The sequence below is a fragment of the Loktanella sp. F6476L genome, assembly GCF_023015725.1.
In the GTDB taxonomy this organism is placed as follows: domain Bacteria; phylum Pseudomonadota; class Alphaproteobacteria; order Rhodobacterales; family Rhodobacteraceae; genus Yoonia.
The window spans coordinates 992,347-1,017,523 of the sequence record NZ_JALKAR010000001.1; the positions used below are offsets into that span (position 1 = coordinate 992,347).

A 25,177-nucleotide genomic window follows, 5' to 3' on the forward strand; every position below is an offset into this window, starting at 1 on the left:
TGAACCTATGCAAGTCTTTCAACATGCTTTGGCACGCGTCGCAGTCTGGAACCTCGCGGGGTTTGGCGGGATCAAAGAACCACGAATGAAACAGCAAGCCTTAGGCTTGGCGTTACTGGATGCGGAACTGGTGACATTGGTCGAAGTCAATCCGGTCAGTCATATCTACGCACTCGCCGCCGAAATCGCGCAATATGGTATCGAATACGACGTCGCGATCATCGAACAACCGGGTAATCTGCACACCGGATTTCTGTTCAAGAAAGGCGTCGACGTCAGCCATTTGCGTATGATTAACGGGTCCCAAGGGAACTACACCCGCGGACGGCGTGCTGTTGCGATTGATGTCAAAATTGGCAAATTCGCCGCCACCCTCATCGGTGTTCACCTGAAGGCCGGACGCGACAAAGCAGATCAAAGATTGCGGGATAGTCAGTGCAAGGTCATCGGGAAGTGGATTGATGATCTGCGCGACACTCCCGGATACAAGCGCGACACCATCCTGTTAATGGGCGATTTCAACATGATTCCCGGTCAAGACGTCAGCAATTTCCATCATCTCGGTGGTGATGACGTGATGGATTTCGTTTCCTGTTGGGACCTTCAAGACCGCTTTAGTCACATTCTGGACAAAGGACGTGCGAATCTGTTGGACGGTTTCGCTGTTTCTCGGGCGTATTCCAAAGACTACGTGCGTGGTTCTTTACGCCTGTTTCCGATGCATTGGACAATGGACATGGGCCGAGAGCGGTTCAAAGATGAAGTGTCAGATCATCTGCCATTTGTCGCAAGCTTTAAAGTCTTCTGACCAAAATGTCGGTTTTGCCCTTTATAGGACGCAAAAACGTCAGGGCTTGAATGGACAGGTCGCTATCACGGGGCCAACACAAAAGCCTTAAGGATGCCGTCATGTCTGACACCACAGCCCCAGCAGCCCCAACACGCCGCGCCAGAGGAGGCGGAGGTGCCGCCCGTCGCGCCGCACGGACTGCGGTGAGCGTCGAGACTGCCAAGTATATTGAACGGAATGTACCCAACTACGAAGTATTGACCGAAGAAGCGCTGGATGTGATCGAAGCCAACGCTGAAACGGTACTGGCCGACATTGGCGTGAACTTTGTCGATAATCCCGAAGCACTCGAACGGTGGAAATCCGTCGGGGCCACTGTCGAAGGCGAACGGGTGCGTATTCCACGTGGTTTGGCCCGTAAATTATGTGCAACAGCCCCGAGCCAATTTACGCAATGCGCTCGCAATCCTGAACGCAATGTCGAGATCGGCGGCAAGAACCTTGTTCTGGCTCCTGTTTATGGACCTCCATTTGTACGGGACGCCGAAGGCGGGCGTCGCTACGCCACAATGGATGATTTCGAAAAGTTCGTGAAACTGGGCTACATGTCCAAATGGCTGCACCATTCTGGCGGGACGGTCTGCGAACCGACTGACGTAGCCGTGAACAAGCGCCACCTCGATATGTTACTAGCGCATATGGTCTACAGCGATAAGCCATTTATGGGGTCCGTCACCGAACCATCGCGGGCGCAAGATTCGGTGGATATGTGTAACATTCTGTTCGGCGAAGATTTCGTTCAGAACAATACAGTGATGACTTCGTTGATTAACATCAACTCGCCCCTGACATTCGACAGCATCATGATGGGCGCGCTAGAGGTTTTTGCCAAGAACAACCAAGCCAGCATCATCAGCCCGTTCATCGTCGGCGGGGCAATGGCACCGGTTTCCATCGCGGGGACATTGACGCAAGTCTTGGCCGAAGTTCTGGCAGGCGTCGCATATTCCCAAATCATACGACCGGGCGCGCCCGTGATCATGGGGACATTTGTGACGTCTATTGATATGAACTCTGGCGCACCGACATTCGGGACACCAGAGGCGTCACATATCACATACGGGGCAGGGCAATTGGCACGGCGTTTAGGTTTGCCATACCGGTCAGCGGGCTCGTTCTGCGGATCGAAATTGCCGGATGCGCAGGCGGCTTACGAGACAGCAAACAGCCTACAGATGGGGCTGTTGTCTGGCGTGAACTTCATGCTGCACTCTTGCGGTTGGCTGGAAGGTGGGCTTGTCGCTTCATTCGAAAAGTTTGTGATGGACGCAGATCAGCTGGGCACTTTGCATCACTTTGCGAAGGGCGTGGATATGTCAGATAACGGCCAAGCCATGGGGGCCATCGCTGAAGTGGGTCCGGGTGGTCATTACCTTGGTTGTGAACACACGCAAGCCAACTTCAAAGACGCGTTCTGGCGGTCCGATCTTTTGGATTACAAACCGTTCGAGACGTGGGACGAAGAAGGCGCACGAGACACCCAAACGCTCGCAACTGCGCGTGTCAAAAAGATGCTGGATACTTACCAACAGCCGGCACTTGATCCCGAAATCGAAGCGAATCTGCGTGCCTACGTCGCGGCCAAAAAGGCGTCGATGCCAGACGCATTTTCCTGATCTGGGGCCTAACCAAACACCAGCCGCGGCTGGCTTGTCGCACGCAACAGTTGCGATTCAGACATGATCGCGACGAGAATATGAATATGGCGAGACGGCATGTATGTGCCCGTCTTTGCCAAGCGCGTATCATTCATTTCTCGTTCCAAATCGAACAATTTCATTAAAGCAACACCGGGCTCCGGTACCGGGTCGATCGGCATGTAGCGCGCCAGATGTGTTGTTCTATCGTATCCGGCTAGGCCGTGACGGGCGGCATGGACCAATAGTTTAGGGCGCCGTAAGTCATTGATGTAGCTATTAATGTCTTTCATTTTCTGGTTCTCACTTGATATTGAATTCAGCAGGTCCAGATTGTCTTCGCATGACATTGTAGGGTGTTGCGCAATCGTGGTTTTTGTAGAACGATGGTCTCAGAAAGTTTTACCTTTTCGAAACAATGGTTGTGGTGTGAACAAACTATTAACCATTGAGTAACAATACACGCTTAAGTTGTACGCTTGGGGATTCCGCCTGTTCTTTTGGCGAAGCAAGCGAAGTGTGGGAAGGGAAACGAATGCGTAACATGACGAATGTTGAATCGTGTCACAACTTACCAAAGTGGGTGCCAACAGCCGCCCGACATTACCTAGCACATACAGAAGACGGGCTTTCCATACGCGCCCTTGCTCGTGCCACTGACTGCCATCCATCCACAATTCTGCGGCAAGTCCGCCGGTTCGAAGGGCGACGGGATGACCCGTTGATCGACGCGGCGCTTAAATCGCTTGCAGAACAAACAGACGGAAAAAATGTAAAACAAGAGACCAAACAGATGAAAATGTCCGGTGGATTTGATCAAGCGCTGACGCAAGAACGTATCGACAGCGAAGCAAAGCGTATCTTGCGCCGTATGTGTGAACCACGCGCTGTTTTGGCGGTCGCCCGCGAAATGGAAACGGCCGTTGTTGCCCGCGAGAACGACGAAGGTCAAAGCTTACGCACCGCCATTGTGGACCGCGAAATTGCGCAGGCCATGGCGTTGAAGGAATGGATCAATTGCCCGGACGATGGCAGCCGCATTCGACGGTACTTCATCACCAATTCGGGGCGGGCTGCATTGCGACGCCTGACGGCAGCAGACGAAAACAAAGCGCATGGGTTTGCAGAACAGCGCGGTACTTTCGATCCTGATCTGGACGGCTGGACGTTCCCGAAGGAAACCGACGGCATGCGCAGTCGGTCCCGTTACTACGCGACAGAAAGTCCGCTTCTGGGACTGGCGCGACGTAAGGACCGCGATGGATCACCATTTTTGACAAACGATCTTGTGAAAGCCGGCGAACGTTTGCGCGAAGACTTTGAATTGTCACAGATTGGTGGTCCGGGTGTGCGGACCTATGATGGTTTCATGGAAACGATTGAGGTGCCAAAAGACAGTATGATCCCGGAAGGAGCGATCAAAGCGCGCGAACGGGTACAGGCCGCCATGCAGGACTTGGGCTTGGGGCTTGGGGATGTAGTACTGCGGTGTTGCTGCCTGCTTGAAGGTCTTGAAGTGACAGAACGCAATCTTGGTTGGTCGGCACGGTCCGGCAAGATCGTGCTGCGCATCGCCTTGCAACGTCTCAAGGTCCATTACGAAACGACGCAAGGCAAGTTTGGTCCGATGATTGGCTAGCCACTATGCGTGCCGCGCAGTTCTGACATGCAACCGTATCGGACTGTTGGACATTGTCCCCGCATGACACTAGGTAACATGTGACAAAAGGGGATATCCTATGGCCACGCGTGACCTCAAAATACCTGCCCAGCGGCATCCGGAAAAACAGCGACGCGCAGATGCGCCTCAGCCGAAGAAGCCGGACTGGATCAGGGTCAAAGCACCAACGTCCGAAGGCTATAAACAGACCCGCGACATCATGCGTGAAAACAAACTTGTGACAGTCTGCGAAGAAGCAGGCTGTCCCAACGTTGGCGAATGCTGGAGCCAAGGACACGCGACCATGATGATCATGGGCGAGGTTTGTACACGGGCTTGTACATTCTGCAACATTGCAACTGGTAAACCGCCAGAGGCGCTAGACGTTTTTGAACCGGGTCGGGTGGCTGATGCGGTGAAAAAGCTTGGCTTGAACCACGTCGTCATCACATCTGTTGATCGCGACGACGTGGAAGATGGCGGCGCGGAACATTTCGCGCAGACAATCCGCGCGGTGCGTCGTCAATCGCCCGGCACAACCATCGAAATCCTGACGCCCGACTTTATTCGCTGTGATGAAAGCGTCTTGAAAATCGTTGTTGATGCGAAGCCTGATGTCTTCAATCACAACCTTGAAACGGTGCCTGGCCTGTATCCAGAAGTCCGGCCCGGCGCGCGTTACTTCCATTCTTTGCGTTTGTTGCAGCGGGTCAAAGAAATTGATCCGTCGATGTTTACGAAGTCCGGCATCATGGTCGGTCTGGGCGAGGACCGCCAAGCTGTTGTGCAGGTCATGGAAGACATGCGTGCCGCTGACATCGATTTCTTGACGATTGGCCAGTATTTGCAACCGACGCCGAAACACCACGCTGTTGATCGTTTCGTAACTCCAGAAGAATTCGCAGCTTACGAAAAAGCGGCCTATGGCAAAGGGTTCTTGATGGTTTCAGCAACACCTTTGACACGGTCGAGCTACCATGCCGGTGACGATTTCGCACAATTGCGGGCTGCGCGGCTCAAGAAACTGAGCGCAAAGTAGGGTTCGATTTACTATAGTCCCGCATTTGTCGTGCAATGATCGCGGCTTCTGCGGGGCGGGCATAATGGAAACCTTGGCCAAGCCGTACACCAAGCGCCTTGAGTGATACATGTTCCGCTTCGGTTTCGACGCCCTCAGCGACAAGAAATGCGTTCATTTCATTGGCAAAATGGACCATCGCTTTCGTTAAGGATTGTTTGACAGTACAGCTGTGAATCGCTGAAACGAGTGATCGGTCAAGCTTGATCACGTCGGGCTTAAGGCTGACGATTGTATTCAACCCAGCATATCCCGCGCCCACATCATCAATGGCAATACCGATCCGTTTGTCGCGCAAAACTGTCAGCGCCTGCATCAATTGCGGGGTTTCGACAATGATTTCCCGTTCGGTTAGTTCAACCAATAACCGGTCGGTCGGCACGCCTTGCATCGCGTCCATAAACAGCGGGGACGCAACCGTCAGCGGCGACGCATTCACGCTCAGGTAGGCCTTCGCTGGCATTTCTGGTAGATGGGTCAGCGCCAGTTGGATCGCTTTCACTTCAAGTTCGATTTGCATGTCGCTGCGTTGGGCCTGCGCGAACCACCATTCCGGCCCAAGTCCCGGATGAACAGAAAAACGGGACAACGCCTCAGCGGCCATGGGACGCCCATCGCTCAGCGATACAATGGGCTGCAGGTGGATTGATAGGGAATCATCTTGGATGACGCGGGACAATTGTTTCTTCAGCGCATTAATCTCATGTTGCGCGTCAAAGTGTTGTTTTAGCGACCGCGTTGTCAGTTTAGCGAACATCGATACCGTCGCGATGTCGCGTTCGCTGATGTCATCGCGAGGCGCATGTGCGTAACAACAAAACATCCCGAAATAACCGCTTCGGCTTTGTCCAATCGGAACCGCAACAAAGGATCCAACATCAGCTTCGCGGACAAAGGGTAGATTTTGGATTTGTGGAATGTTGGCGGTATCGTTGATGATGCAAGGCACATCACCCACAGCGATTTTGTTGCAAAAGATATGATTTGCAGGGATTTTTCGACCGACCTGCACGTAGTTGTTCGTGTCGATACCCGACACGTGCCGAAAAACGACACTGTCCGGATAGGCTTCCGATACGTAGGCCACATCCATACCAAGATGCAGCCGCACCGCTTCAAGCGCATCATCGATGACGTCATCGGGCAGTTCTTGAGCAGGATCGTGAAGAAACATGTTTCACCGGCAGAACAATTACCTCAGCAGGTGTACCGGAACAGAACTTAGCAACGCGTAAAATCTAAAATGTGTCTGAGGTGATCAGCGCCGAAGCGGCGTTACCGTCAGCGCGTCGGGCCATCCCCAGATCACTTCAATCGCGTAAAGCGCCCCGCAAACGGCAATGATCCCAAATACCAACAGGACTCGCGACAAAGGCGGCGGGTTTTGCGCCCACCGCTTTGCCCGCAATAGCCACATCGGGTTCACGAAGCGTCATCCGTGAAGCGGACCTTGCCGATGTAGGGTAAGTTGCGGTTGCGTTGCGCAAAATCGATCCCGTAGCCCACGACAAATTCATCCGGAATCTCAAAGCCAATCCAATTGGGTTTGTAATCCACTTCGCGACGCGCGGGTTTGTCGAGCAAAGCGATCGATTTCAGGCGGGCAGGGTGCTTGGCCTCAAGGAATTCCATCACATGATGCAGCGTGTGACCTGTATCAATGATATCCTCAACGACAAGCACATCGCGCCCTTCAATCCGGCCGCGCAGATCTTTGAAAATCCGGACTTCGCGGCTGCTTTCCATCGCGTCGCCGTAAGACGATGCCTCAATAAAATCGACCTCGACTGGCAGGTCCAATTCGCGGACTAGATCGGCGATGAATACAAACGATCCACGCAGCAGTCCGACAACCACCAGCTTGTCGGTGTCTTTGAAGTCGGTTTCGATTTCGGTCGATAGCTCTTCAATCCGAGCCGCGATAGATTTCGCACTGATCATCTGATCAATCACGTAAGGGCGATGTGACATGAGGTCCCCAAGTCTTGCAATTTCGGTCCAACTCTACGACATCATCAGGTGAAGTACACGACCGAAAGCCGCTAATGCCTGCTCATTCCGAAACAAAAGTTCTGCCGTACACTGCAGATCAGATGTATGACCTTGTCGCTGATGTGGCGAATTATCCCAAGTTTTTGCCTTGGACGGCCGCGGCGCGGATCAGATCGACCACCGATGAAGGGGATCATCAGGTCATGCTGGCGGACCTCGTCATATCGTTCAAAGTGTTCCGCGAAAAGTTCGGCAGCCGCGTCATGCTATGGCCTGATCGCAAACAGATCGACACGGCTTATATTGACGGCCCATTTAAGCATCTGGAAAGCACATGGACGTTCAAAGACTTGGATGACGGTTGCAAAGTCGCATTCGAGGTCGATTTCGAATTCAAGAACCGGTTGTTGCAAGGTGCTGCAGGAATGTTCTTTAATGAAGCTATGAATATGGTTGTCAGATCATTTGAACGCCGCGCCGCAGAGCTTTACGGATGAGCGCACAGGACCAACTTATCCGGCTGGCCCAAGGCTGGCTTGGCAATGGTCCGTCGCGCCTGATGTATTTGTGCCTGTATGATTGGATTGCTTGCGCGATAGCTGGCATGGATGAGCCTGCTGCGAAACTGCTGCAGCCCGAAGGCGAAGGGGCTGCACAAGTCTTTGGACGTTTTCCAATGTCCGCCCCGAATGCCGCTTTGATCAACGGGACAATGGGACATGCGCTTGATTACGACGACACGCACTTCGACCATATTGGTCACACATCAGCTGTGATCATGCCCGCTGTCTTGGCTATGGCGCAGGATCAAATGTTGGATGGCACAAGTCGTGTGTTGGATGCAGCTTTGGTCGGGTCCGAGGCCGCAGTGCGGGTCGGTAAATGGCTGGGTCGCGATCATTACCAAATTGGGTATCACCAAACAGCGACCGCTGGGGCTTTTGGCGCAACTGTTGCGTTGTCTCGGTTGATGCAACTCAAACGCCCCCAAATCCACCATGCACTAGGATTGACGGCGACCATGGCGTCCGGCCTGAAGGGGCAGTTCGGGACCATGGGGAAACCGCTAAACGCAGGACTGGCAGCGCGTACCGCAATCGAAGCAGTCACATGGGCAAAGGCGGGCATGACGTCTGATCCTGAAGGATTGGAAAGTTTTGCAACCACACACCACGGCATGCGCGATGATGCCGCTTGGACCGACGAAGACCCTTGGATGATCAGCCGGATTAGCCACAAATTCCACGCCTGCTGTCATGGTTTACATGCAGCACTGGAGGCTATCGGTGATATGCGCGTCGACGGCGATGATATCGCGGACATGACGATTACTACTCATCCACGCTGGATGAGCGTCTGCAATCTGCCGTCACCGGACACCGGGCTCGGTGTGAAGTTTTCGTATCGGCATACGGCTGCGATGGCGGTCCACGGGATTTCGACGGCAAACATTGCCAGCTACAGCGATGCGACAGCCCGCGATCCACTGCTGATCGCATTCCGCGATAAAGTAACCGTCGTGGCGGATGAAAGCCTGAGCGAAATGCAAGCACGCGTGCAAGTGACGTTGAAAGATGGCAGCGGCCTGACCGAAAGCCATGACCTCAACACGCCGATGACGCTGGAAGCCCGCGAGGTACGTCTGCGCGATAAAGCGGGGGCATTACTTGGGTCCACGAAAGCATCTGCACTGTGGGACGCGCTTGCCACGCATGACACCAACGCGATCTTTGACGTTGTTTAAAGCCAAAAACCATACCTAAAAACAGAAAAGGGCGCCCGAAGGCGCCCCAATCGTCTGACCTGTTGGGTCGATTAGCTTGTGATGTCGTAGGCACGTTCACCATGCACGGCCAGATCCAGACCACCGACTTCGGTTTCTTCGTCGACGCGCAACGGCGTGATGGCTTTACAGATGTAGATTAGCGCAACCGTGACAACAGTTGTGAAGATGCCAACGATCGCCAGCGCCCCCAACTGGGATGCCCATGACCCGATCCCGAAGACTGCAATCATGATTGTCCCGAAGATACCGCCAACACCGTGTACCGCAAAAACGTCCAGCGTATCGTCGATTTTCACCTTGTTGCGGATCAGGTTCACGGCTTCCTGACAAAGGATACCAGCAACAGCACCAATGATCAGCGCTTGGATCGGGTTAATGAAACCGGATGCCGGTGTCACAGACGCGAGACCAGCAATTGTACCTGTCACGATACCAACCAAGGACGCTTTACCGAACTTGATCTTTTCCCACAGCGCCCACGTCAGGGACGCAGCAGCAGCGGACAAATGCGTCACGGTCAGTGCCATAGCAGCACCCGCATCAGCAGCCAGTTGTGATCCGCCGTTAAAGCCGAACCAACCAACCCAAAGCATCGCAGCACCGATCATTACCATGCCAGGATTGTGCGGTGGTTTGTTGTCCACCTTACGTGCGCCAAGGAACACGGCCAAAATCAAGGCCGCGAGGCCAGCTGTTTCGTGAACAACGATCCCGCCTGCGAAGTCCATAACGGCTGTTTCAAAGAACATTCCGTTGGCCAGCATGCCTCCGCCCCAGACCCAGTGAACAACCGGTGCGTAGCACAAAAGCATCCACAAAGATGAGAACAGCAACACAAAGCCAAAGCCGATCCGTTCCACATAGGCACCGACGATCAACGCAGGTGTGATGATGGCGAATGTCATCTGGAAGGCGAAGAATAGAATTTCAGGAAGCGTGCCAGAAAGGCTTTCCAGATCGACGTCATTCAAGAACATCTTGTCCAGACCGCCCCAGTAGCCGCTGGTGCCACTGCCGAACGCAATTGAATAGCCAAAAGCGAACCAAAGAATGCTCATCAAACAGGCGATGGCGTAGCAATGCATAAACACGCTAAGCACGTTGCGTGACCGCACAAGGCCACCATAAAATAAGGCAAGACCGGGCAAAGTCATAAACAGCACCAGTGCTGTTGCCACGATCATCCAAGCGGTATCCGCTCCGTTCATATCCATCCCTCCGATAATGGGGTTTCCCCGTTAACGCGGGGCAGTGCGGGATTCGGAGCGCTAGGAAAAGAAGCGTCTGGGTTTTGTGTTGCGCAATTGTTGTGCAGTTGGCGTAATGATTAATAATTGGGCAATATATTGCGCGTTTGATTAAGTATTGATCACAAAGTAGCTATGCTATTTAGCAGAAGCTTCAGCGCATGGTTCACCGTTTCAGCACGGACTTGATGCCGCCCGATAGCCCCGAACCGCCGGGTTTCTGACCGGACGCCAGTTGCCGTCGCGATCCCGAAACACACCATGCCTTCGGGCTTAGCGACAGTCCCGCCCGGTCCTGCGACACCTGTCACGGACACGGTGATCGCTGCGTTTGACTTATCAAGCGCACCAGCCGCCATCGCCTCTGCGACAGGTCGTGAAACGGCGCCGTGTGTCTCAATCAGCGCCATATCAACGCCAAGCATTTCCGCTTTGGCTTCATTGCTGTAAGTCACAAAACCCCGATCGAATACGGCGGAGCTGCCGGGAACATCCGTCAGTGCGCCGGCGATCAGACCGCCCGTACAGCTTTCAGCCGTCGCGATCATCACGCCGCGATGTTTGGCGACCTCCAGAATGTCCGCCGCAGAGACGGTCACACCAGCGCCACATGATAAAGTGCCGCAAGGAACATCACGCCAATCGCCGCGAAAACTCCGGCAATAACGTCATCCAACATCACGCCGGTTGCATTGTCCTTGCGGTCTGCCCACCCAATTGGTCCGAGTTTTGTGATGTCAAAGAGGCGGAACAAAACAAAGGCCGCGATCCAGCCGGGCCAAAGGTCCAAGATCGCGACGCCATTTTTCGCGGCCCCAAAAAGAACAGGCAGAAGTGCGATCCATTGGCCGCAAACTTCATCAATGACGATCTCGGACGGGTCGTGGTTTACTTTGCCACGCGTTTCTTCAATCGTCGCCCAAAGCCCCAAGCCGTAGGATGCGAAAACACCAATGACGACCAACCAAGGCCCGCCAAGCGCATAAAGAACCATGGCGGCGGGCAGGGCGGCGAATGACCCCCACGTGCCGGGGGCGGGGCGTAGATGTCCGATGTAAAAGAACGTCGCGATCAGATTTGTCATTGCTTGATTAACGCGGCTGTTGCCAAGCTCGCGATCCCTTCTGAACGTCCAGTGAAGCCAAGCCGTTCGGATGTTGTGGCTTTGACGCTGATCCTTGATGGATCAAGTCCCATGATTTCCGCCATTTTGTCTTTCATTACAGATTGGTGCGGGCCGATCTTCGGGTATTCGCACACCAATGTGCAGTCGATATTGGAAATCTCAAACCCCTGCGATCGCGCAAGGGCTACGGCGTGCTCTAGGAAAATCCGGCTGTCCGCACCTTTCCATTGTGGGTCGCTGGGTGGAAAGTGCTGACCGATATCGCCTTGCCCCAACGCGCCATAGATCGCGTCGGTGACGGCATGCATGCCAACATCGGCGTCAGAATGCCCCTGTAGGCTGCGCGTGTGCGGGACTTTCACCCCGCAAAGCCACACATGATCTCCGTCACCAAAGCGGTGCACATCGTATCCGTTGCCAAGCCTGACGTCCATCTGGGTCCCCAATATTCGGGCGGCGCGGGCGTGATCGTCCGGGCCGGTGATTTTCATGTTATCCTCATCGCCGTTCACGATGGCAACGTCCAGCCCTGCAAGGCGCGCGATTGTCACGTCGTCCGTTGCTTCGGGGTGTTTGGCATAGGCGTCCAAAAGCGCATCAAGATGAAACCCTTGCGGGGTCTGCGCACGATACAGATCATCGCGAGGCACAGTCCCATCAACCTTACCGCCATCACCACGCCAAAGCGTATCAGTAACGGCAAGGGCGGGTGCAGCAGCGGGATGAGTTTTTAGCGCTGAAAGCACATCATCAATCACGCCCTGACGAATATGTGGGCGAGCGGCATCATGGATCAACACGGACTTTGTTCCGTCGGGCGCCGCATTCAATCCATTTTGCACGGATTCGCTTCTCGTGGCCCCGCCGTGCACCACGACAAGGCCTTCAAAGTCATTCCAGTGATCACTTTCCGCGTCATCAGGATGCACAACCAGCACGACATGGGCGACATCAGGATGATCCGCAAAGGTCGTAATCGCATGATCTGCCACGCTGCGGTCGCCAAGCCTTTGCCATTGCTTGGGAATATCGCCCCCCGCACGGGTGCCGCGGCCGGCCGCTACGAGTATTGCAGTGGTGGTCATGTCGTCTCCTTTTCGCAGATCAAGGTGTACGACCTGCACGCCGAAGGCGCAATTCCAACAATTGACCCTTACCTGCGATTAAAAATTGTGCAACTTGTGTATGGCGCACTATTTTTGGGCGTACCGCATTGTCGCCACTGATCCGCGCGGCTAATTTTTGATCACGACTAAAACGAAGGCCACCCACACTGTGAGTAACGATTTCCTTAATATCCTGAACGGTCAGGCCGCATCAACGCCTGTTGTTCTTGCGCCGCTTGCCGGAATCACGGACCTGCCGTTTCGGCAGTTGGTTGCGTCCTTCGGTGCGTCTTGGGTCGTCAGTGAAATGGTCGCGTCGCAGGAAATGGTGCAAGCCAAGCCCGGCGTGCGCGAACGGGCCGAATTGGGTTTTGATCAAGATGGCACTGCCGTTCAGCTTGCCGGACGCGATGCACAATGGATGGCTGAGGCCGCGAAGATGGTCGCGGACAACGGTGCCGCAATCATCGATATCAACATGGGGTGCCCCGCGAAGAAGGTCACGACAGGCTATTCCGGCTCAGCCTTGCTGAAAGACCCAGATCACGCGCTAACGCTGATCGAGGCCGTCGTGAACGCAGTAGACGTGCCGGTCACGTTGAAAACGCGACTGGGATGGGATCACGACTGTCTGAACGCGGCATCTGTGGCAAAACGTGCGGAAGACGCAGGCATAAAGCTGGTGACGATCCACGGTCGGACCCGCTGCCAATTCTACAAAGGATCAGCGGATTGGGCTGCGATCAAAGACATCAAAGACGCCGTTTCGATACCAGTTATTGCGAACGGCGACATTGTTGATGCGCAAACCGGTGCGCAAGCGATGAACTTATCAACCGCCGACGGCATTATGATCGGACGCGGCGCGCAGGGGCGTCCGTGGAAGCTGGCGCAGGTTTCGGCAGAACTTGCGGGTGGAAGCGGCCCGGTCGCACCGACTGGAGCCGATTTAATTGACCTTGTCTCAAAGCATTACGAGGCGATGTTGACGTTCTACGGGGCGGAGCTGGGGCGCAAAGTGTCCCGCAAGCATTTGGGTTGGTACATGGATGATGCCGCGACCCCGACGGGTTTGCGCAAAGCCGTACTGACCGAAAAAGATCCAACTGCGGTCCTGCGGCTTTTGCCCGACGCGTTGGATAGACAAGGACAGGAAGCGGCATGATTACCGACACTTCGCTTTGGGCTTCCTTGCCCGTACCGGCCATCCTGTTGGACGGTGATGACGTCATCACTGCTAGCAATGGCGCTGCTGAGACGTTTCTGAACCTGTCCGCAAAAGCGTTGAATGGCGCAAACCTGTGGGACAAGGTCATGATCAATGCGCCGTTAGAGCAGGCATTTGCCCGCGCGCGCCGCAACCGCACCTCGCTGTTTGTGAATGACGTGGATGTGGGGTCCGGAATGCGGGCACCGATGCATTGCAACGTGCAGATCGCACCGCTGCAAGGCACAGAAGACTCAATGATCATGATGATCAGTCCACGCGAAATCGCCAGTCGCCTCGTCCAGAACGAAAACTCATCTAAGGCCGCGAAGTCAGCCATCGGCATGGCCGAAATGTTGGCCCACGAAATCAAAAATCCGCTCGCGGGGATCACGGGCGCTGCCCAGCTTTTGTCGATGGGGTTATCGTCCGAAGATCAGGAAATGACCGATTTGATCGTCGAAGAAAGCCGTCGGATCGTGAAACTGCTGGAACAGGTCGAACAGTTCGGCAACCTTCAGCCGCCCAAATTTGCATCGGTGAATATTCACGACGTGTTAGACCGTGCGCGGCAATCCGCGTCAGTTGGCGTCGCAGCACACATGATGTTTGTCGAAGACTACGATCCGTCTTTGCCGTCAACCTATGCTGACGGTGATCAGCTGCTCCAAGTGCTGTTGAACCTGATCAAGAATGCCGCACAAGCCGGCGGTCCGGGTGGCAAAATCACATTGCACACTTTCTATGATCCATCGCTGCGCGTGTCGCGACTGGATGGCACTTCTGCACGGCTGCCATTGCAGATTGAGATTATCGACGACGGACCCGGCCTACCTGCCGACATCGCAAACGACATCTTCGAACCCTTTGTATCAGGGCGTGAAAACGGCACCGGACTGGGGCTGGCCTTAGTTTCGAAGCTCGTCGGCGAACAGGGCGGCTGGATATCGGTTGACAGCGTACCCGGGCGCACCGTGTTCCGCGTGTCGCTGCCAGTATCAAAACATAACATAAAAGAGAACGAGGGAGACAGCTGATGGACGGAACTGTACTTGTCGCTGATGATGACCGGACCATCCGGACAGTCCTGACCCAGGCTTTGACCCGCGCGGGCTGTAAAGTGCACGCAACGTCGTCACTTGTGACGCTGATGCGCTGGGTTGAGGAAGGCAAAGGCGATCTGGTGATTTCAGATGTTGTCATGCCAGACGGAAATGGTCTGGAACAACTTCCGTTGATTGCAGCCGCACGGCCCGGATTGCCAGTTATCGTCATTTCGGCCCAGAACACCATCATGACAGCGATCCAAGCCGCCGAAGCCGAAGCCTACGATTATCTGCCGAAACCTTTCGATCTACCGGACCTAATGAAACGGGCTGCCCGTGCGCTCGAAATCAAACGGCGTGTCCCACAACAACGCGCGGAAGCACCCGCCGATGAAGCGTCTGATCTACCGTTGGTCGGACGGACACCCGCGATGCAGGGACTCTACCGCCTTGTTGCTCGCGTGATGAACACGGCGATGCCCGTCTTGATCACAGGCGAAAGCGGGACAGGGAAGTCACTGATCGCGAAAGCCATCCATGATTTTTCGGATCGTCGCAATCTGCCTTTTGTCACGGTTTCAGCAGAAGACCTCGAAGGCATGGATGGACCAAGTGCCGTGCTTGCACGCGCACGAGCAGGGTCTATCCTTTTCGATGAGGTCAGTGATCTGGACAATGTCGCACAGGCCAAGATCGTCAGAATGCTCGACAGCCTCGGCGATACCGCGCCGCGGATCATGGCAACATCGCGGTCCGACCTGTCCGGCTTGATGGAAAGCGGTTCGTTCCGCGAAGATCTGTTTTACCGGTTAGGCGGTGTGACCATCGCAGTGCCACCGATGCGTGAACGTGTGGACGATATTCCACTGCTCGCCGAACATTTCTTGAACCGCGCTGAACGCGAAGGGGCACCCTTGCGCCGTCTCAGCGACGGGGCTTCGACGTTGATCCGCGCCTATAGCTGGCCGGGCAACGTCCGTCAGCTTGAAAATGCAGTGAAACGTCTGGTCTTTACTGCCAGCGAAGAGGAAATTTCGCGGACCGAAGTCGAAATGGTTCTCGGGAATCAGCCGGCCATGGAGCCGCACATTTCCGCAAGCAACACGGACAAACTGTCAGGATCGGTGGCCAAACACCTGCGCCGCTACTTCGATTTGCACGGTGGAGAGTTGCCAGCACCCGGCCTGTACAACCGAATCTTACGCGAAGTCGAAGGCCCGTTGATTGAGATCGCGCTTGACGCCACGGCAGGAAACCAAGCGAAATGCGCAGATTTATTGGGAATTAACCGAAATACCCTGCGCAAGAAGATCACAGACCTCGATATTCGCGTGACACGCCGCCGCAAGTTGATGTAAAACCGCAACATAACCGTGGCCCCAAAAGCGCAGTGCTTTTGGAAAGGACCACATAAAAACGGCGGTAATGCGGGGGAAACCCCGTGGGAAGACAGGGCAATGCGCGTGCAGCGTACCCTTTTGGGCATTGATTTCTCGCGACTCAGTCGCTGGTCTCGTCGTCGGCGGGTCCAAAACGCGTTCACGCTTGGGCTGGTTTTGCTTGGCCCGATTTTGGCTGCGTTGACGTTTTATGTATTGGGGCCGCTAGAACAGGGCGGATCATCACCAACATTGCGCTTGGTGCTGCTGGCTGACCTTATCTACATTCTTGTCGTTGCTGTTTTGGTGCTGCGGCGGGTCGCACAAATGATCGCGGCACGACGGGCAAAATCAGCCGGTTCACGACTGCATTTGCGTCTGACGGGTGTGTTTGGTCTGCTTGCGCTGATCCCGACGGTTCTGGTCGCGATTTTTGCGATGCTTTCAATAAACCTTGGCCTTGAAAGCTGGTTCTCGGACCGTGTGCGAAATGTTGTCAGCACATCGCTTTCGACTGCGCAGGCTTACGAGAATGAACACCGCAGTGAATTGACGCGTGATGGCATCGGGCTGGCACGGTACCTTAACGCTGAACGCGCAGCGACGTTCTTTATGAGCAAAGCCGAAACCATCCAGGCTTTGCGGTCCGTACAATCGCAAATCGACCGCAGTCTGACCGAAGCATTTGTCATCGACAGCGGCGGCGAAATTGTTGCCCGCGACGAAAATTCATACGCATTCGATTTTGAAGCTCCGGAAGCGGGGCAATACCAAGAAGCCTTAGACACAGGCATTGTGATCATCGAAGACGCGGCAAACAACGAATTCCGTGCGCTGATCCCGTTGGCGGCCTTCGTTGATCGGTTCCTTTATATTACCCGAGAAGTCGACGGATCGGTTCTGTCCTTGCTGGACGAAACCAAAGAAACCTATGCGCTTTACGATCAGCTAGAAAACGAACGTGGTCGATGGCTATTTCAATTTGGCCTTCTGTACTTGGGCTTTGCCGTCATTCTGATCCTTGCGGCGATCTGGTTGGGTCTTTGGTTTGCCGAACGTTTGTCACGTCCTGTAGGACGGCTTGTTACGGCGTCACAGCGCGTCGGTGCCGGTGATCTCGATGTGCGTGTGATCGAAGACGATGGTGATGACGAAATTGCCCAACTGGGACATTACTTTAACCAGATGACCACGCAGCTGAAGGGCCAGCGTGACGAGCTGCTGGAAACCAATGATGCGACTGAACGACGTCGCCGTTTGTTCGATTCCGTGCTAAGCTCTGTTACATCAGGCGTTGTAGGCCTTGGTCCCAACGGCGATGTCACGTTCGTGAACAAATCAGCCGAGCGTCTGTTGGATGTTGGCCCCGACCAAAGACACGGCGCGCTCGCTGTCACTGTTCCGGAATTCGATCCGCTGTTCAGTCAATTGGTGTCTGGCGAACGCGCGGCGGTGCAGGAACAAGTCAATTTGATCCGCGACGGCAAGCAAGAAAGTCTGCTGGTCCGCATGGCGCCGCGTCGGAATGAAGAGGGGGATCTGGAAGGTTACGTTGTCGCCTTTGATGATGTGACGGACCTCGTCAGCGCACAACGTTTGGCAGCATGGGGTGATGTGGCACGTCGCATCGCGCATGAAATCAAGAACCCACTGACCCCAATCCAACTGTCTGCCGAACGGATCAAACGGAAATTCCGCAATCAGGTCGGTGAAGATCAAGACAAGCTGGACCAAATGACCGACGTGATTGTGCGGCAAACCAATGACTTACGACGCATCGTTGATGAGTTTTCCAAATTCGCGCGGATGCCAGAACCTGAACTGCGCGAGAACGATCTAGTGTCGTTGGTCCGAGATGCCGTGACCTTGCAGGAAGCAGGACAGCCTGACGTTAAGATTATCTCTGATTTGCCGGACGAGATTGTAAAGGCAGACATCGATAGTACGATGATCAGCCAAGCGCTGACCAACTTAATCAAGAACGCGGGTGAAGCGATTGAAAGCGCTCAGGAAAAAGGCAACGTGACGATCCTGCATCCAGAAATTCGCGTGATGATGATGGTGGCCGAAGACATGTGTCAGATCACTATCCAAGACAATGGCATCGGGCTGCCCGAAGATCGAGCGCGGCTGTTTGAACCATACGTGACGACACGCGACAAAGGTACGGGCCTTGGCCTGCCAATCGTGAAGAAAATTATCGAAGAACATGGCGGTACGCTCACGTTGACGGACGCCACAATATTTGACGGCCACACCCACGCGGGTGCCTGCGCCATCATCACACTGCCGGTGACACCAATTGGTGTGCGGGCCAATAAAATGACAGCATGAGGGACAAAATGGGCGATATTCTGATCACTGATGATGAACGCGATATTCGGGAACTGATCTCGGAAATCCTGATCGACGAAGGCTTTACAACGCGGCTTGCGGGCACGTCGGACGAATGCATGGCGCAGATCGAGGCGGAAACGCCTGCGCTGATGATCCTCGATATCTGGCTCAAAGACAGCAACATGGACGGGATTGATATCCTCAAGACCGTCAAGCGCGACCATCCGGGCGTGCCTGTTGTGATCATTTCAGGTCACGGCAACATCGAAATTGCAGTCGCTGCGATCAAACAGGGCGCTTACGATTTCATCGAGAAACCGTTCAACATCGACCAACTGCTTGTCGTTATCCGGCGTGCAATGGAAACGTCCCGTCTGCGCCGTGAAAACGTGGCACTCAAGCGCGGCGATTCCGGCGCGACCGACATGTTGGGTGACAGCGCGGCGTTCCGCACGTTGAAAGCCAACCTTGATAAAGTCACTAAATCCAATGGCCGCGTTATGCTGACCGGTCCGGCCGGTGCAGGCAAGGAAATCGCGGCGCGGTATATCCATACAAATTCAAACCGTGCGGATGCACCGTTTGTCACTGTCAGTTCCGCCTCTGTTGAACCAGAGCGTATGGAAGAGGTGCTGTTTGGACGCGAGACGCCAACAAATGGTGTCGAAAAAGGTCTGCTCGAACAAGCTAATGGCGGCGTCATCTACTTCGATGAAATCGCGGATATGCCACTTGGGACACAATCAAAAATCCTGCGGGTCTTGGTTGATCAAACATTCCAGCGTGTGGGTGGGACTGAAAAGATTCAAGTTGATCTGCGTGTTATTTCCAGCACGAACAAAGACCTACCGACTGAAATTGATGCGGGTGTCTTCCGTGAAGAACTTTACCACCGTCTCAACGTCGTGCCGATTGCAGTGCCGAGCCTTGAAGAACGCCGCGAAGATATTCCGCTGCTGGCCGAATATTTCATCGACATGCTGAACAAGGCGCAGGGCCTGCCGTTGCGCGCGCTGGCCGATGACGCCCGTGCTTTGCTGCAAACGATGCAATGGCCGGGCAACGTGCGTCAGTTGAAAAACGTTGTCGAACGCGTGTTGATCCTTGGCGAAGGCAGCAGCGACATCAGCGCGAAAGAACTGCCATCCGCAGAAGAAGGCCCCGTTGACGAAGGTCGGATCGTGTTGTCAGGTGGTTTGGCGACATTGCCACTGCGCGAGGCCCGCGAATTGTTTGAACGTGAATATCTGTTGACCCAGATCAACCGTTTTGGCGGCAACATCAGCCGGACGGCGTCGTTTGTGGGCATGGAACGCTCTGCGTTGCACCGCAAGCTGAAGTCACTCGGTGTGGCAACAACATCCAAAGCAGGCGCACGCGTCGCTTACGTGGAAGGTGAAGAAGCGTGAAGGTCATTATCTGCGGCGCGGGACAGGTCGGCTGGCAAATTGCCCGCCATTTGTCCGGGGAAAACAACGATGTAACCGTCGTTGATAATAACCCCGAACTGGTGCGCCGCGCCACAGATACGCTTGATGTGCAAGGGGTTGCGGGCTTTGCCAGTTACCCCGACGTGCTCGACCGCGCAGGCGCGCGCGATGCGGATATGATCATCGCCGCGACCTATTCGGACGAAGTGAACATGGTCACATGTCAGGTCGCGCATTCGGTTTTCAAAGTGCAGCGTAAAATCGCGCGGCTACGGGCACAGAATTATCTCGAATCTATCTATTCCGATCTCTATCGCCGCGATCATCTGCCCATCGACGTGGTCATTTCGCCGGAAAAGGAAGTGGCAGAGGCCGCATTGCAGCGACTCGCATCTCCTGCTGCCTTCGACACGGAAAGCTTCCTTGAGGGCCGCGCGCAGTTGATCGGCATCACAATCGACGAAGACTGTCCGGTCATTAATACGCCTTTACGGCAGCTTACCGACCTCTTTTCGACTTTGCGTGCCATTGTCGTTGGCATCAGGCGCGATGGGGTTTTGTTCGTGCCAGCCCCCGGCGATCAAATCTTTCCAGAAGATGATTGCTACATTTTCACAGATACAAAAGACCTGACACGGACGCTCGAAATCTTCGGTAAAACACATGCAAAACAGGAACGCATCGTCGTCGTCGGCGGCGGTAACGTTGGGCTAGGTGTCGCCAAGGTTCTGGAAGAACGAACTGAACGCGTTCGGGTGAAAGTGATTGAAAAGGATCGCAAGATTGCCGAAAACGCCGCCGATGCGCTGGATCGCACAATCGTGCTGCACGGCGACGGGCTCGATTCCAGCCTTCTGGAAGAAGCGAACATCACCAATGCTGACGCCATTCTCGCCGTCACGGATGATGACAAAACCAATCTTTTGACGTCCGTCCGCGCCAAGGAAATGGGCTGCAAAATGGCGATTTGTCTGATCAATGATCCGACGCTGATCCCGTTGATGGGCCCGCTAGACGTTGATGCCTACATCAACCCACGCGCGACGACCGTTTCGTCAATCTTACGCCATGTGCGTCATGGACGTGTGCGCGGCGTCTATTCGATTGGTGACGCCGAGGCCGAAGTCATCGAAGCCCAAGTGCTTAGCACATCGTCGATCGCCGGTAAAAAGATCAAAGACGTTGCATTTCCGGAAGGTGTCTTGGTCGGCGCGGTTCTAAAGGGCGATAAGTTTGTGAAACCAACCGGTGAAACGCGCATCGAAGAAGCGGACGTGATTTCCATTTTCGCGATGTCAGCGGACGTTCCAGAGGTCGAACGCCTGCTGCAAGTGACGATCGACTTCTTCTAATGATAAAAAGCCTGTCCCGCGTTCCATTTTTCGTCATCCTGATGGGGATCGGGTCGCTAGCGATGATCGTCCCTGCGGGCTTTGGCCTGTCGTTGGGCGATTACGTCGCCATGCGCGTCTTCTTTTACGGCTTCATTTTGTTCGGTACGCTCACGCTTGTCATGGGGCTGGCAACCGCGGGCTATGAACCAAAGAATGTCGCACGCAGCCAGCTTTTATCGCTGCTTGCCGCATTCACGGTCCTTCCGTTTATGTTGGCTATTCCGTTCTACGAGGCCGTTGGAAACACAACGATCCTGAACGCGTGGTTCGAAATGGTGTCGAGCCTGACAACCACAGGCGCGACACTTTACGATAATGCAGGCCGACTGACGCCAGCGCTGCACCTATGGCGGTCGTTGGTCGGGTGGCTTGGCGGGCTTCTGGTTTGGATCGCGGCGATTTCGATCTTTGCACCGATGAACCTTGGTGGTTTCGAAGTGCGTGCTACGTCGGTCGCGGGCAGGGGCACTGCTTATGGGGCCGCACAAGAAGCCCGCGCGGTTGATGCGGGCGAACGTTTGACACGCTATGCGCTGCAACTCACGCCGCTTTACGTGGCACTGACCGTGGCGCTCTGGGGCGGGCTGACGTTGCTTGGGGAATATTCCTACGTGGCCCTTTGCCATGCAATGGCGGTGCTATCGACTTCCGGAATCACACCAATTGGCGGCTTCTATTACGCCGCTTCAGGGTTCTGGGGCGAAGTGCTGGTCTTTTGTTTCTTCGTGATCGCAATCAGCCGCCTTATTTTCAGCAAGGGTCTTGCTGGTGAAAACGACGAAGGCTGGTTTCATGATCCCGAATTTCGCATCGGTATCACGCTGATCGTTCTCGCATCAGCGTTCCTATTTCTACGCCATTTTGTTGCGGCCATCGATGAAACTACCCAGACCGAACTGGGGGATAGTTTTCAAGCGATCTGGGGCGCGTTGTTCACCGTTGCCTCATTTCTGACGACGACTGGTTTTGAATCGGCAGATTGGGTGGAAACAACCAACTGGACGGGTTTGCCAACACCGGGACTGCTGCTGGCAGGCCTCGCCTTGATCGGTGGCGGGGTGGCGACAACGGCTGGCGGCATCAAACTGCTGCGTGTGTATGCGTTGTATCGTCACAGTGGCCGCGAACTCGAACGTTTGGTCCATCCATCTTCTGTAGGTGGTGGTGGCCGTGAAGCCCGACGTATCAGACGGAAAGGCGCGTATATTTCGTGGATTTTCTTTATGCTGTTCTGCGTCAGCATCGCGGCGGTGATGGTTTTGCTATCATTGACAGGTGTGCAGTTCGAAACCGCTATGGTTCTTGCCGTATCGGCGCTTTCCACAACAGGCCCCTTAGCGATTGTGGCCGCAGAGACACCAATTGCGTATTCCGGCATCCCAGACCTCGCCAAAGTCATTCTTGCCATGGCAATGGTATTGGGTCGGCTGGAAACGTTAGCGATTATTGCATTGTTTAATCCAGAAATCTGGCGGAACTAATCAAAGACGGCCCTCAATTTCGGGGGTTTAACAATTTCGTAGCGCAGGACATACTGCCATCAACGAAGATGAGGACGGCCATGCGTGGCCATAATAACAATAAAGGGTTCACCTATGGCCTCAGATAAAGCCAACCTGCAAGACGCTTTCCTGAACAACGTGCGTAAGGCGAAAGTACCTGTCACCATATTTCTGGTGAACGGGGTCAAGCTTCAGGGCGTGATTACTTGGTTCGATAGCTTCTGCGTACTTCTGCGTCGTGATGGTCAGTCACAACTGGTCTACAAAAGCGCGATCTCAACGATCATGCCAGCGCAGCCAATTTCACTTTATGAAGGCGAAGAGTAACTTTGCTTGAACACGACCGGCCCATCACACGGGCTTGGGTGCTGCACCCAGACGTAAAGTCAAACCATTCACGCCGATTGGCTGAACCCGCTTTGGAAGAAGCGGTGTCTTTGGCCGCAGCTTTGCCTGACCTTCAAGTGGTCGGATCAGAAGTTGTGCGCCTGCCAAAAATGCATGCGGGTATGCTATTTGGCAAAGGCAAGATCGAAGAACTGAAGCAGCGGATCAAAGCAGCGGAAGTCGAGCTCGTTCTTGTGGACGGGCCCGTTAGCCCCGTGCAGCAGCGCAATCTTGAAAAAGCATGGGACGTAAAACTGCTAGACCGTACCGGTCTGATCCTCGAAATCTTTAGCGATCGTGCGCGCACCGCTGAAGGTGTTTTGCAGGTCGAAATGGCCGCGTTGTCGTATCAACGGACACGACTTGTCCGTGCATGGACTCACCTTGAACGCCAACGTGGTGGGCTTGGGTTCGTGGGTGGTCCGGGGGAAACCCAGATCGAAGCCGACCGTCGCGCCATTGATATGCAGTTGAAGGCCTTGCGGCAAAACCTTGAAAAGGTTGTGAAAACCCGCACGTTGCACAGGGCAGGGCGCGCGAAGGTGCCATTCCCGATTGTAGCGCTTGTCGGCTACACCAACGCAGGCAAATCGACGCTGTTCAACAAACTGACCGGTGCGGAAGTCTTTGCCAAAGACATGTTGTTTGCGACGCTCGACCCCACGATGCGCAAAATTACTTTGCCGTCCGGTGACGATGTCATCATGTCGGATACCGTGGGTTTTATCAGTGACTTGCCGACCGAACTTGTCGCCGCATTCCGCGCCACCTTGGAAGAAGTGTTGGACGCCGACCTGATTGTCCACGTTCGTGATATTTCGCATGCGCAAAGCGAAGAACAATCCCACGATGTCATGCAGATTCTTGAATCACTTGGTGTCGCCGAAGGGTCACCGCTGATCGAAGTGTGGAACAAGATTGATCGCGTCGACGACGAAGCCCGTGAAGCGATGATTAAAACGGCAGATCGCACCGATGATCTCTATGCCGTGTCCGCGATTACTGGCGAAGGAATGGCGAGGCTGCTGGATGACCTTGCCAGCAAACTGAAAGACCCGCGCAGTGAAGCCGTGCTTGAACTCAGCTTTGCTCAGGGACGCGAACGCGCTTGGTTGTTTGATCAAGGAATCGTCACCGATGATACCCAGACGGACGATGGGTATAAACTGACGGTCTTCTGGACATCGCTGCAAAAAGAACGGTTCTCTCGTCTTTGATCACGATGCCTGCCGCATGGTGGACGGCACGTCTTTCCAATGCACAATTCGTCCGTGGCCAGAATCTTTCGCGCCATAAAGTGCCGTATCCGCACGACTAAGCAACAGATCGATGGGATGATGCGGACCGGCTTGGACTACACCGATAGACATCGTTAACCGCACGCTGCGGCCCCCCATTGCATGCGTTTGTTGTGCCTTTCGCGATATTTCATCCGACATCGTATCGCACAGCGCTTTGACATCGGTCTTTGACTGGACCGGAACGAAAGCCGCGAATTCTGTGCCGCTCAGCCTGCTGATCACATCTTGATCCGTTGTATTCTCACGCAGGACTTCGGCTATCTGACGCAAACACTGATCACCGAACGCATGACCGTAGGCGTCGTTGATACGTTCGAAATTATCCGCGTCAAACAGTGCCATAACTCCTTGCGGGTATAGCAATCGCATCGTTTTGGTCCGGTTGATGAACGCAAGACGGTTTGGCAATCCAGTCAGCGCGTCGCCCAATTCAGCTCCTTCAAGACGGCGTTGCAGATGGCTTAGATAGGTCACGACGCTCATTTGGAAGACCAGTACAGGTGCCGCCGCAAGAATGAATACCCAAAATTCAGACGCCCAGCCCAACGCGCCAACGCTTGGAAACAGGTCGACACTGGACAGATAAGATACCGCAGTCACAAGCACGCAGAACAGGACCAGCTTCAGCACAAGATCTCGCCAGGATTTTATCGCAAAACCCGCCACGAGCCGCGGTATCAATTTGTCTAACCAAGTCATCCATTCCAGATAG

Annotated in this window: 23 protein-coding genes; 15 read left to right on the forward strand and 8 right to left on the reverse strand. The window is 54.6% G+C overall.

Features of this window, described 5'->3' with window-relative positions:
- Positions 1–7: 7 nt before the first annotated feature.
- Positions 8–808: a GMP synthase gene (locus MWU61_RS05005; RefSeq protein ID WP_247127139.1), complete on the forward strand. Its 801-nt coding sequence runs from the start codon at positions 8–10 to the stop codon at positions 806–808.
- A gap of 101 nt (positions 809–909) precedes the next feature.
- Entirely contained in the window at positions 910–2,466 is a 1,557-nt protein-coding gene (locus MWU61_RS05010; protein ID WP_247127140.1) for a trimethylamine methyltransferase family protein, read from the forward strand.
- 8 nt (positions 2,467–2,474) lie between these two features.
- Here the strand turns inward: MWU61_RS05010 and MWU61_RS05015 are convergent, their stop codons facing one another.
- A complete protein-coding gene (locus MWU61_RS05015) occupies positions 2,475–2,780 on the reverse strand; it encodes a DUF6477 family protein (protein ID WP_247127141.1) in 306 nt (101 codons plus the stop codon).
- Positions 2,781–3,022: 242 nt separating this feature from the next.
- Between MWU61_RS05015 and MWU61_RS05020 the strand changes: the two genes are divergently transcribed.
- Both MWU61_RS05020 and lipA read left to right on the forward strand, forming a co-directional pair.
- Positions 3,023–4,126: a DUF6456 domain-containing protein gene (locus MWU61_RS05020; RefSeq protein WP_247127142.1), complete on the forward strand. Its 1,104-nt coding sequence runs from the start codon at positions 3,023–3,025 to the stop codon at positions 4,124–4,126.
- 100 nt (positions 4,127–4,226) lie between these two features.
- Complete coding sequence (lipA, locus tag MWU61_RS05025; RefSeq protein ID WP_247127143.1) at positions 4,227–5,186, forward strand: lipoyl synthase; 960 nt, start codon at positions 4,227–4,229, stop codon at positions 5,184–5,186.
- On the opposite strand, the gene MWU61_RS05030 is transcribed toward lipA, so the two are convergent.
- Entirely contained in the window at positions 5,164–6,399 is a 1,236-nt protein-coding gene (locus tag MWU61_RS05030; protein WP_247127144.1) for an EAL domain-containing protein, read from the reverse strand. The genes lipA and MWU61_RS05030 overlap by 23 nt on opposite strands.
- Positions 6,400–6,647: 248 nt before the next feature.
- Complete coding sequence (hpt, locus tag MWU61_RS05035; RefSeq protein ID WP_247127145.1) at positions 6,648–7,196, reverse strand: hypoxanthine phosphoribosyltransferase; 549 nt, start codon at positions 7,194–7,196, stop codon at positions 6,648–6,650.
- 74 nt (positions 7,197–7,270) lie between these two features.
- Here hpt and MWU61_RS05040 point away from each other — a divergent pair, with 74 nt between their 5' ends.
- Positions 7,271–7,714 (forward strand): type II toxin-antitoxin system RatA family toxin, encoded by a 444-nt coding sequence (locus MWU61_RS05040; RefSeq protein WP_247127146.1) that lies wholly within the window; start codon positions 7,271–7,273, stop codon positions 7,712–7,714.
- Positions 7,711–8,961, forward strand: a complete 1,251-nt coding sequence (locus MWU61_RS05045; protein ID WP_247127147.1) for an MmgE/PrpD family protein — start codon at positions 7,711–7,713, stop codon at positions 8,959–8,961. Before MWU61_RS05040 ends, MWU61_RS05045 begins: the two co-directional genes overlap by 4 nt.
- A gap of 71 nt (positions 8,962–9,032) precedes the next feature.
- Here MWU61_RS05045 and MWU61_RS05050 read toward each other — a convergent pair whose 3' ends face one another.
- From MWU61_RS05050 to MWU61_RS05065, 4 genes are all read right to left on the reverse strand, one after another.
- Positions 9,033–10,211, reverse strand: a complete 1,179-nt coding sequence (locus MWU61_RS05050) for an ammonium transporter (protein ID WP_247127148.1) — start codon at positions 10,209–10,211, stop codon at positions 9,033–9,035.
- Between the two features lie 161 nt (positions 10,212–10,372).
- Positions 10,373–10,849 (reverse strand): CinA family protein, encoded by a 477-nt coding sequence (locus tag MWU61_RS05055; RefSeq protein WP_348645572.1) that lies wholly within the window; start codon positions 10,847–10,849, stop codon positions 10,373–10,375.
- Positions 10,846–11,334, reverse strand: coding sequence for a phosphatidylglycerophosphatase A (locus MWU61_RS05060; protein ID WP_247127149.1), 489 nt, complete (start codon positions 11,332–11,334; stop codon positions 10,846–10,848). The genes MWU61_RS05055 and MWU61_RS05060 overlap by 4 nt, the downstream gene beginning before the upstream one ends.
- A complete protein-coding gene (locus MWU61_RS05065) occupies positions 11,331–12,461 on the reverse strand; it encodes a bifunctional 2-C-methyl-D-erythritol 4-phosphate cytidylyltransferase/2-C-methyl-D-erythritol 2,4-cyclodiphosphate synthase (protein WP_247127150.1) in 1,131 nt (376 codons plus the stop codon). Before MWU61_RS05065 ends, MWU61_RS05060 begins: the two co-directional genes overlap by 4 nt.
- A gap of 190 nt (positions 12,462–12,651) precedes the next feature.
- On the opposite strand from MWU61_RS05065, the gene dusB reads away from it, so the two are divergent.
- The 9 genes from dusB to hflX all read left to right on the forward strand — a co-directional run bounded on the left by dusB (position 12,652) and on the right by hflX (position 24,381).
- The gene (dusB, locus tag MWU61_RS05070) at positions 12,652–13,647 is read left to right on the forward strand and encodes a tRNA dihydrouridine synthase DusB (protein WP_247127151.1); all 996 of its coding nucleotides are present in this window, start codon (positions 12,652–12,654) and stop codon (positions 13,645–13,647) included.
- Entirely contained in the window at positions 13,644–14,726 is a 1,083-nt protein-coding gene (locus MWU61_RS05075; RefSeq protein ID WP_247127152.1) for an ATP-binding protein, read from the forward strand. The genes dusB and MWU61_RS05075 overlap by 4 nt, the downstream gene beginning before the upstream one ends.
- Positions 14,726–16,093, forward strand: coding sequence for a response regulator (locus MWU61_RS05080; RefSeq protein ID WP_247127153.1), 1,368 nt, complete (start codon positions 14,726–14,728; stop codon positions 16,091–16,093). The genes MWU61_RS05075 and MWU61_RS05080 overlap by 1 nt, the downstream gene beginning before the upstream one ends.
- A gap of 105 nt (positions 16,094–16,198) precedes the next feature.
- Positions 16,199–18,448 (forward strand): PAS domain-containing sensor histidine kinase, encoded by a 2,250-nt coding sequence (locus MWU61_RS05085; protein ID WP_247127154.1) that lies wholly within the window; start codon positions 16,199–16,201, stop codon positions 18,446–18,448.
- A gap of 8 nt (positions 18,449–18,456) precedes the next feature.
- Positions 18,457–19,860 (forward strand): sigma-54 dependent transcriptional regulator, encoded by a 1,404-nt coding sequence (locus tag MWU61_RS05090; RefSeq protein ID WP_247127224.1) that lies wholly within the window; start codon positions 18,457–18,459, stop codon positions 19,858–19,860.
- The gene (gene trkA, locus MWU61_RS05095) at positions 19,857–21,233 is read left to right on the forward strand and encodes a Trk system potassium transporter TrkA (RefSeq protein WP_247127155.1); all 1,377 of its coding nucleotides are present in this window, start codon (positions 19,857–19,859) and stop codon (positions 21,231–21,233) included. The genes MWU61_RS05090 and trkA overlap by 4 nt, the downstream gene beginning before the upstream one ends.
- The gene (locus tag MWU61_RS05100; protein ID WP_247127157.1) at positions 21,233–22,756 is read left to right on the forward strand and encodes a potassium transporter TrkG; all 1,524 of its coding nucleotides are present in this window, start codon (positions 21,233–21,235) and stop codon (positions 22,754–22,756) included. Before trkA ends, MWU61_RS05100 begins: the two co-directional genes overlap by 1 nt.
- A gap of 114 nt (positions 22,757–22,870) precedes the next feature.
- Positions 22,871–23,104 (forward strand): RNA chaperone Hfq, encoded by a 234-nt coding sequence (gene hfq / locus MWU61_RS05105; protein WP_183527674.1) that lies wholly within the window; start codon positions 22,871–22,873, stop codon positions 23,102–23,104.
- A 2-nt stretch (positions 23,105–23,106) separates the two neighbouring features.
- Complete coding sequence (gene hflX / locus MWU61_RS05110) at positions 23,107–24,381, forward strand: GTPase HflX (RefSeq protein WP_247127158.1); 1,275 nt, start codon at positions 23,107–23,109, stop codon at positions 24,379–24,381.
- Here hflX and MWU61_RS05115 read toward each other — a convergent pair whose 3' ends face one another.
- A complete protein-coding gene (locus MWU61_RS05115; protein ID WP_247127159.1) occupies positions 24,382–25,095 on the reverse strand; it encodes a GGDEF domain-containing protein in 714 nt (237 codons plus the stop codon).
- Positions 25,096–25,177 lie beyond the last annotated feature (82 nt).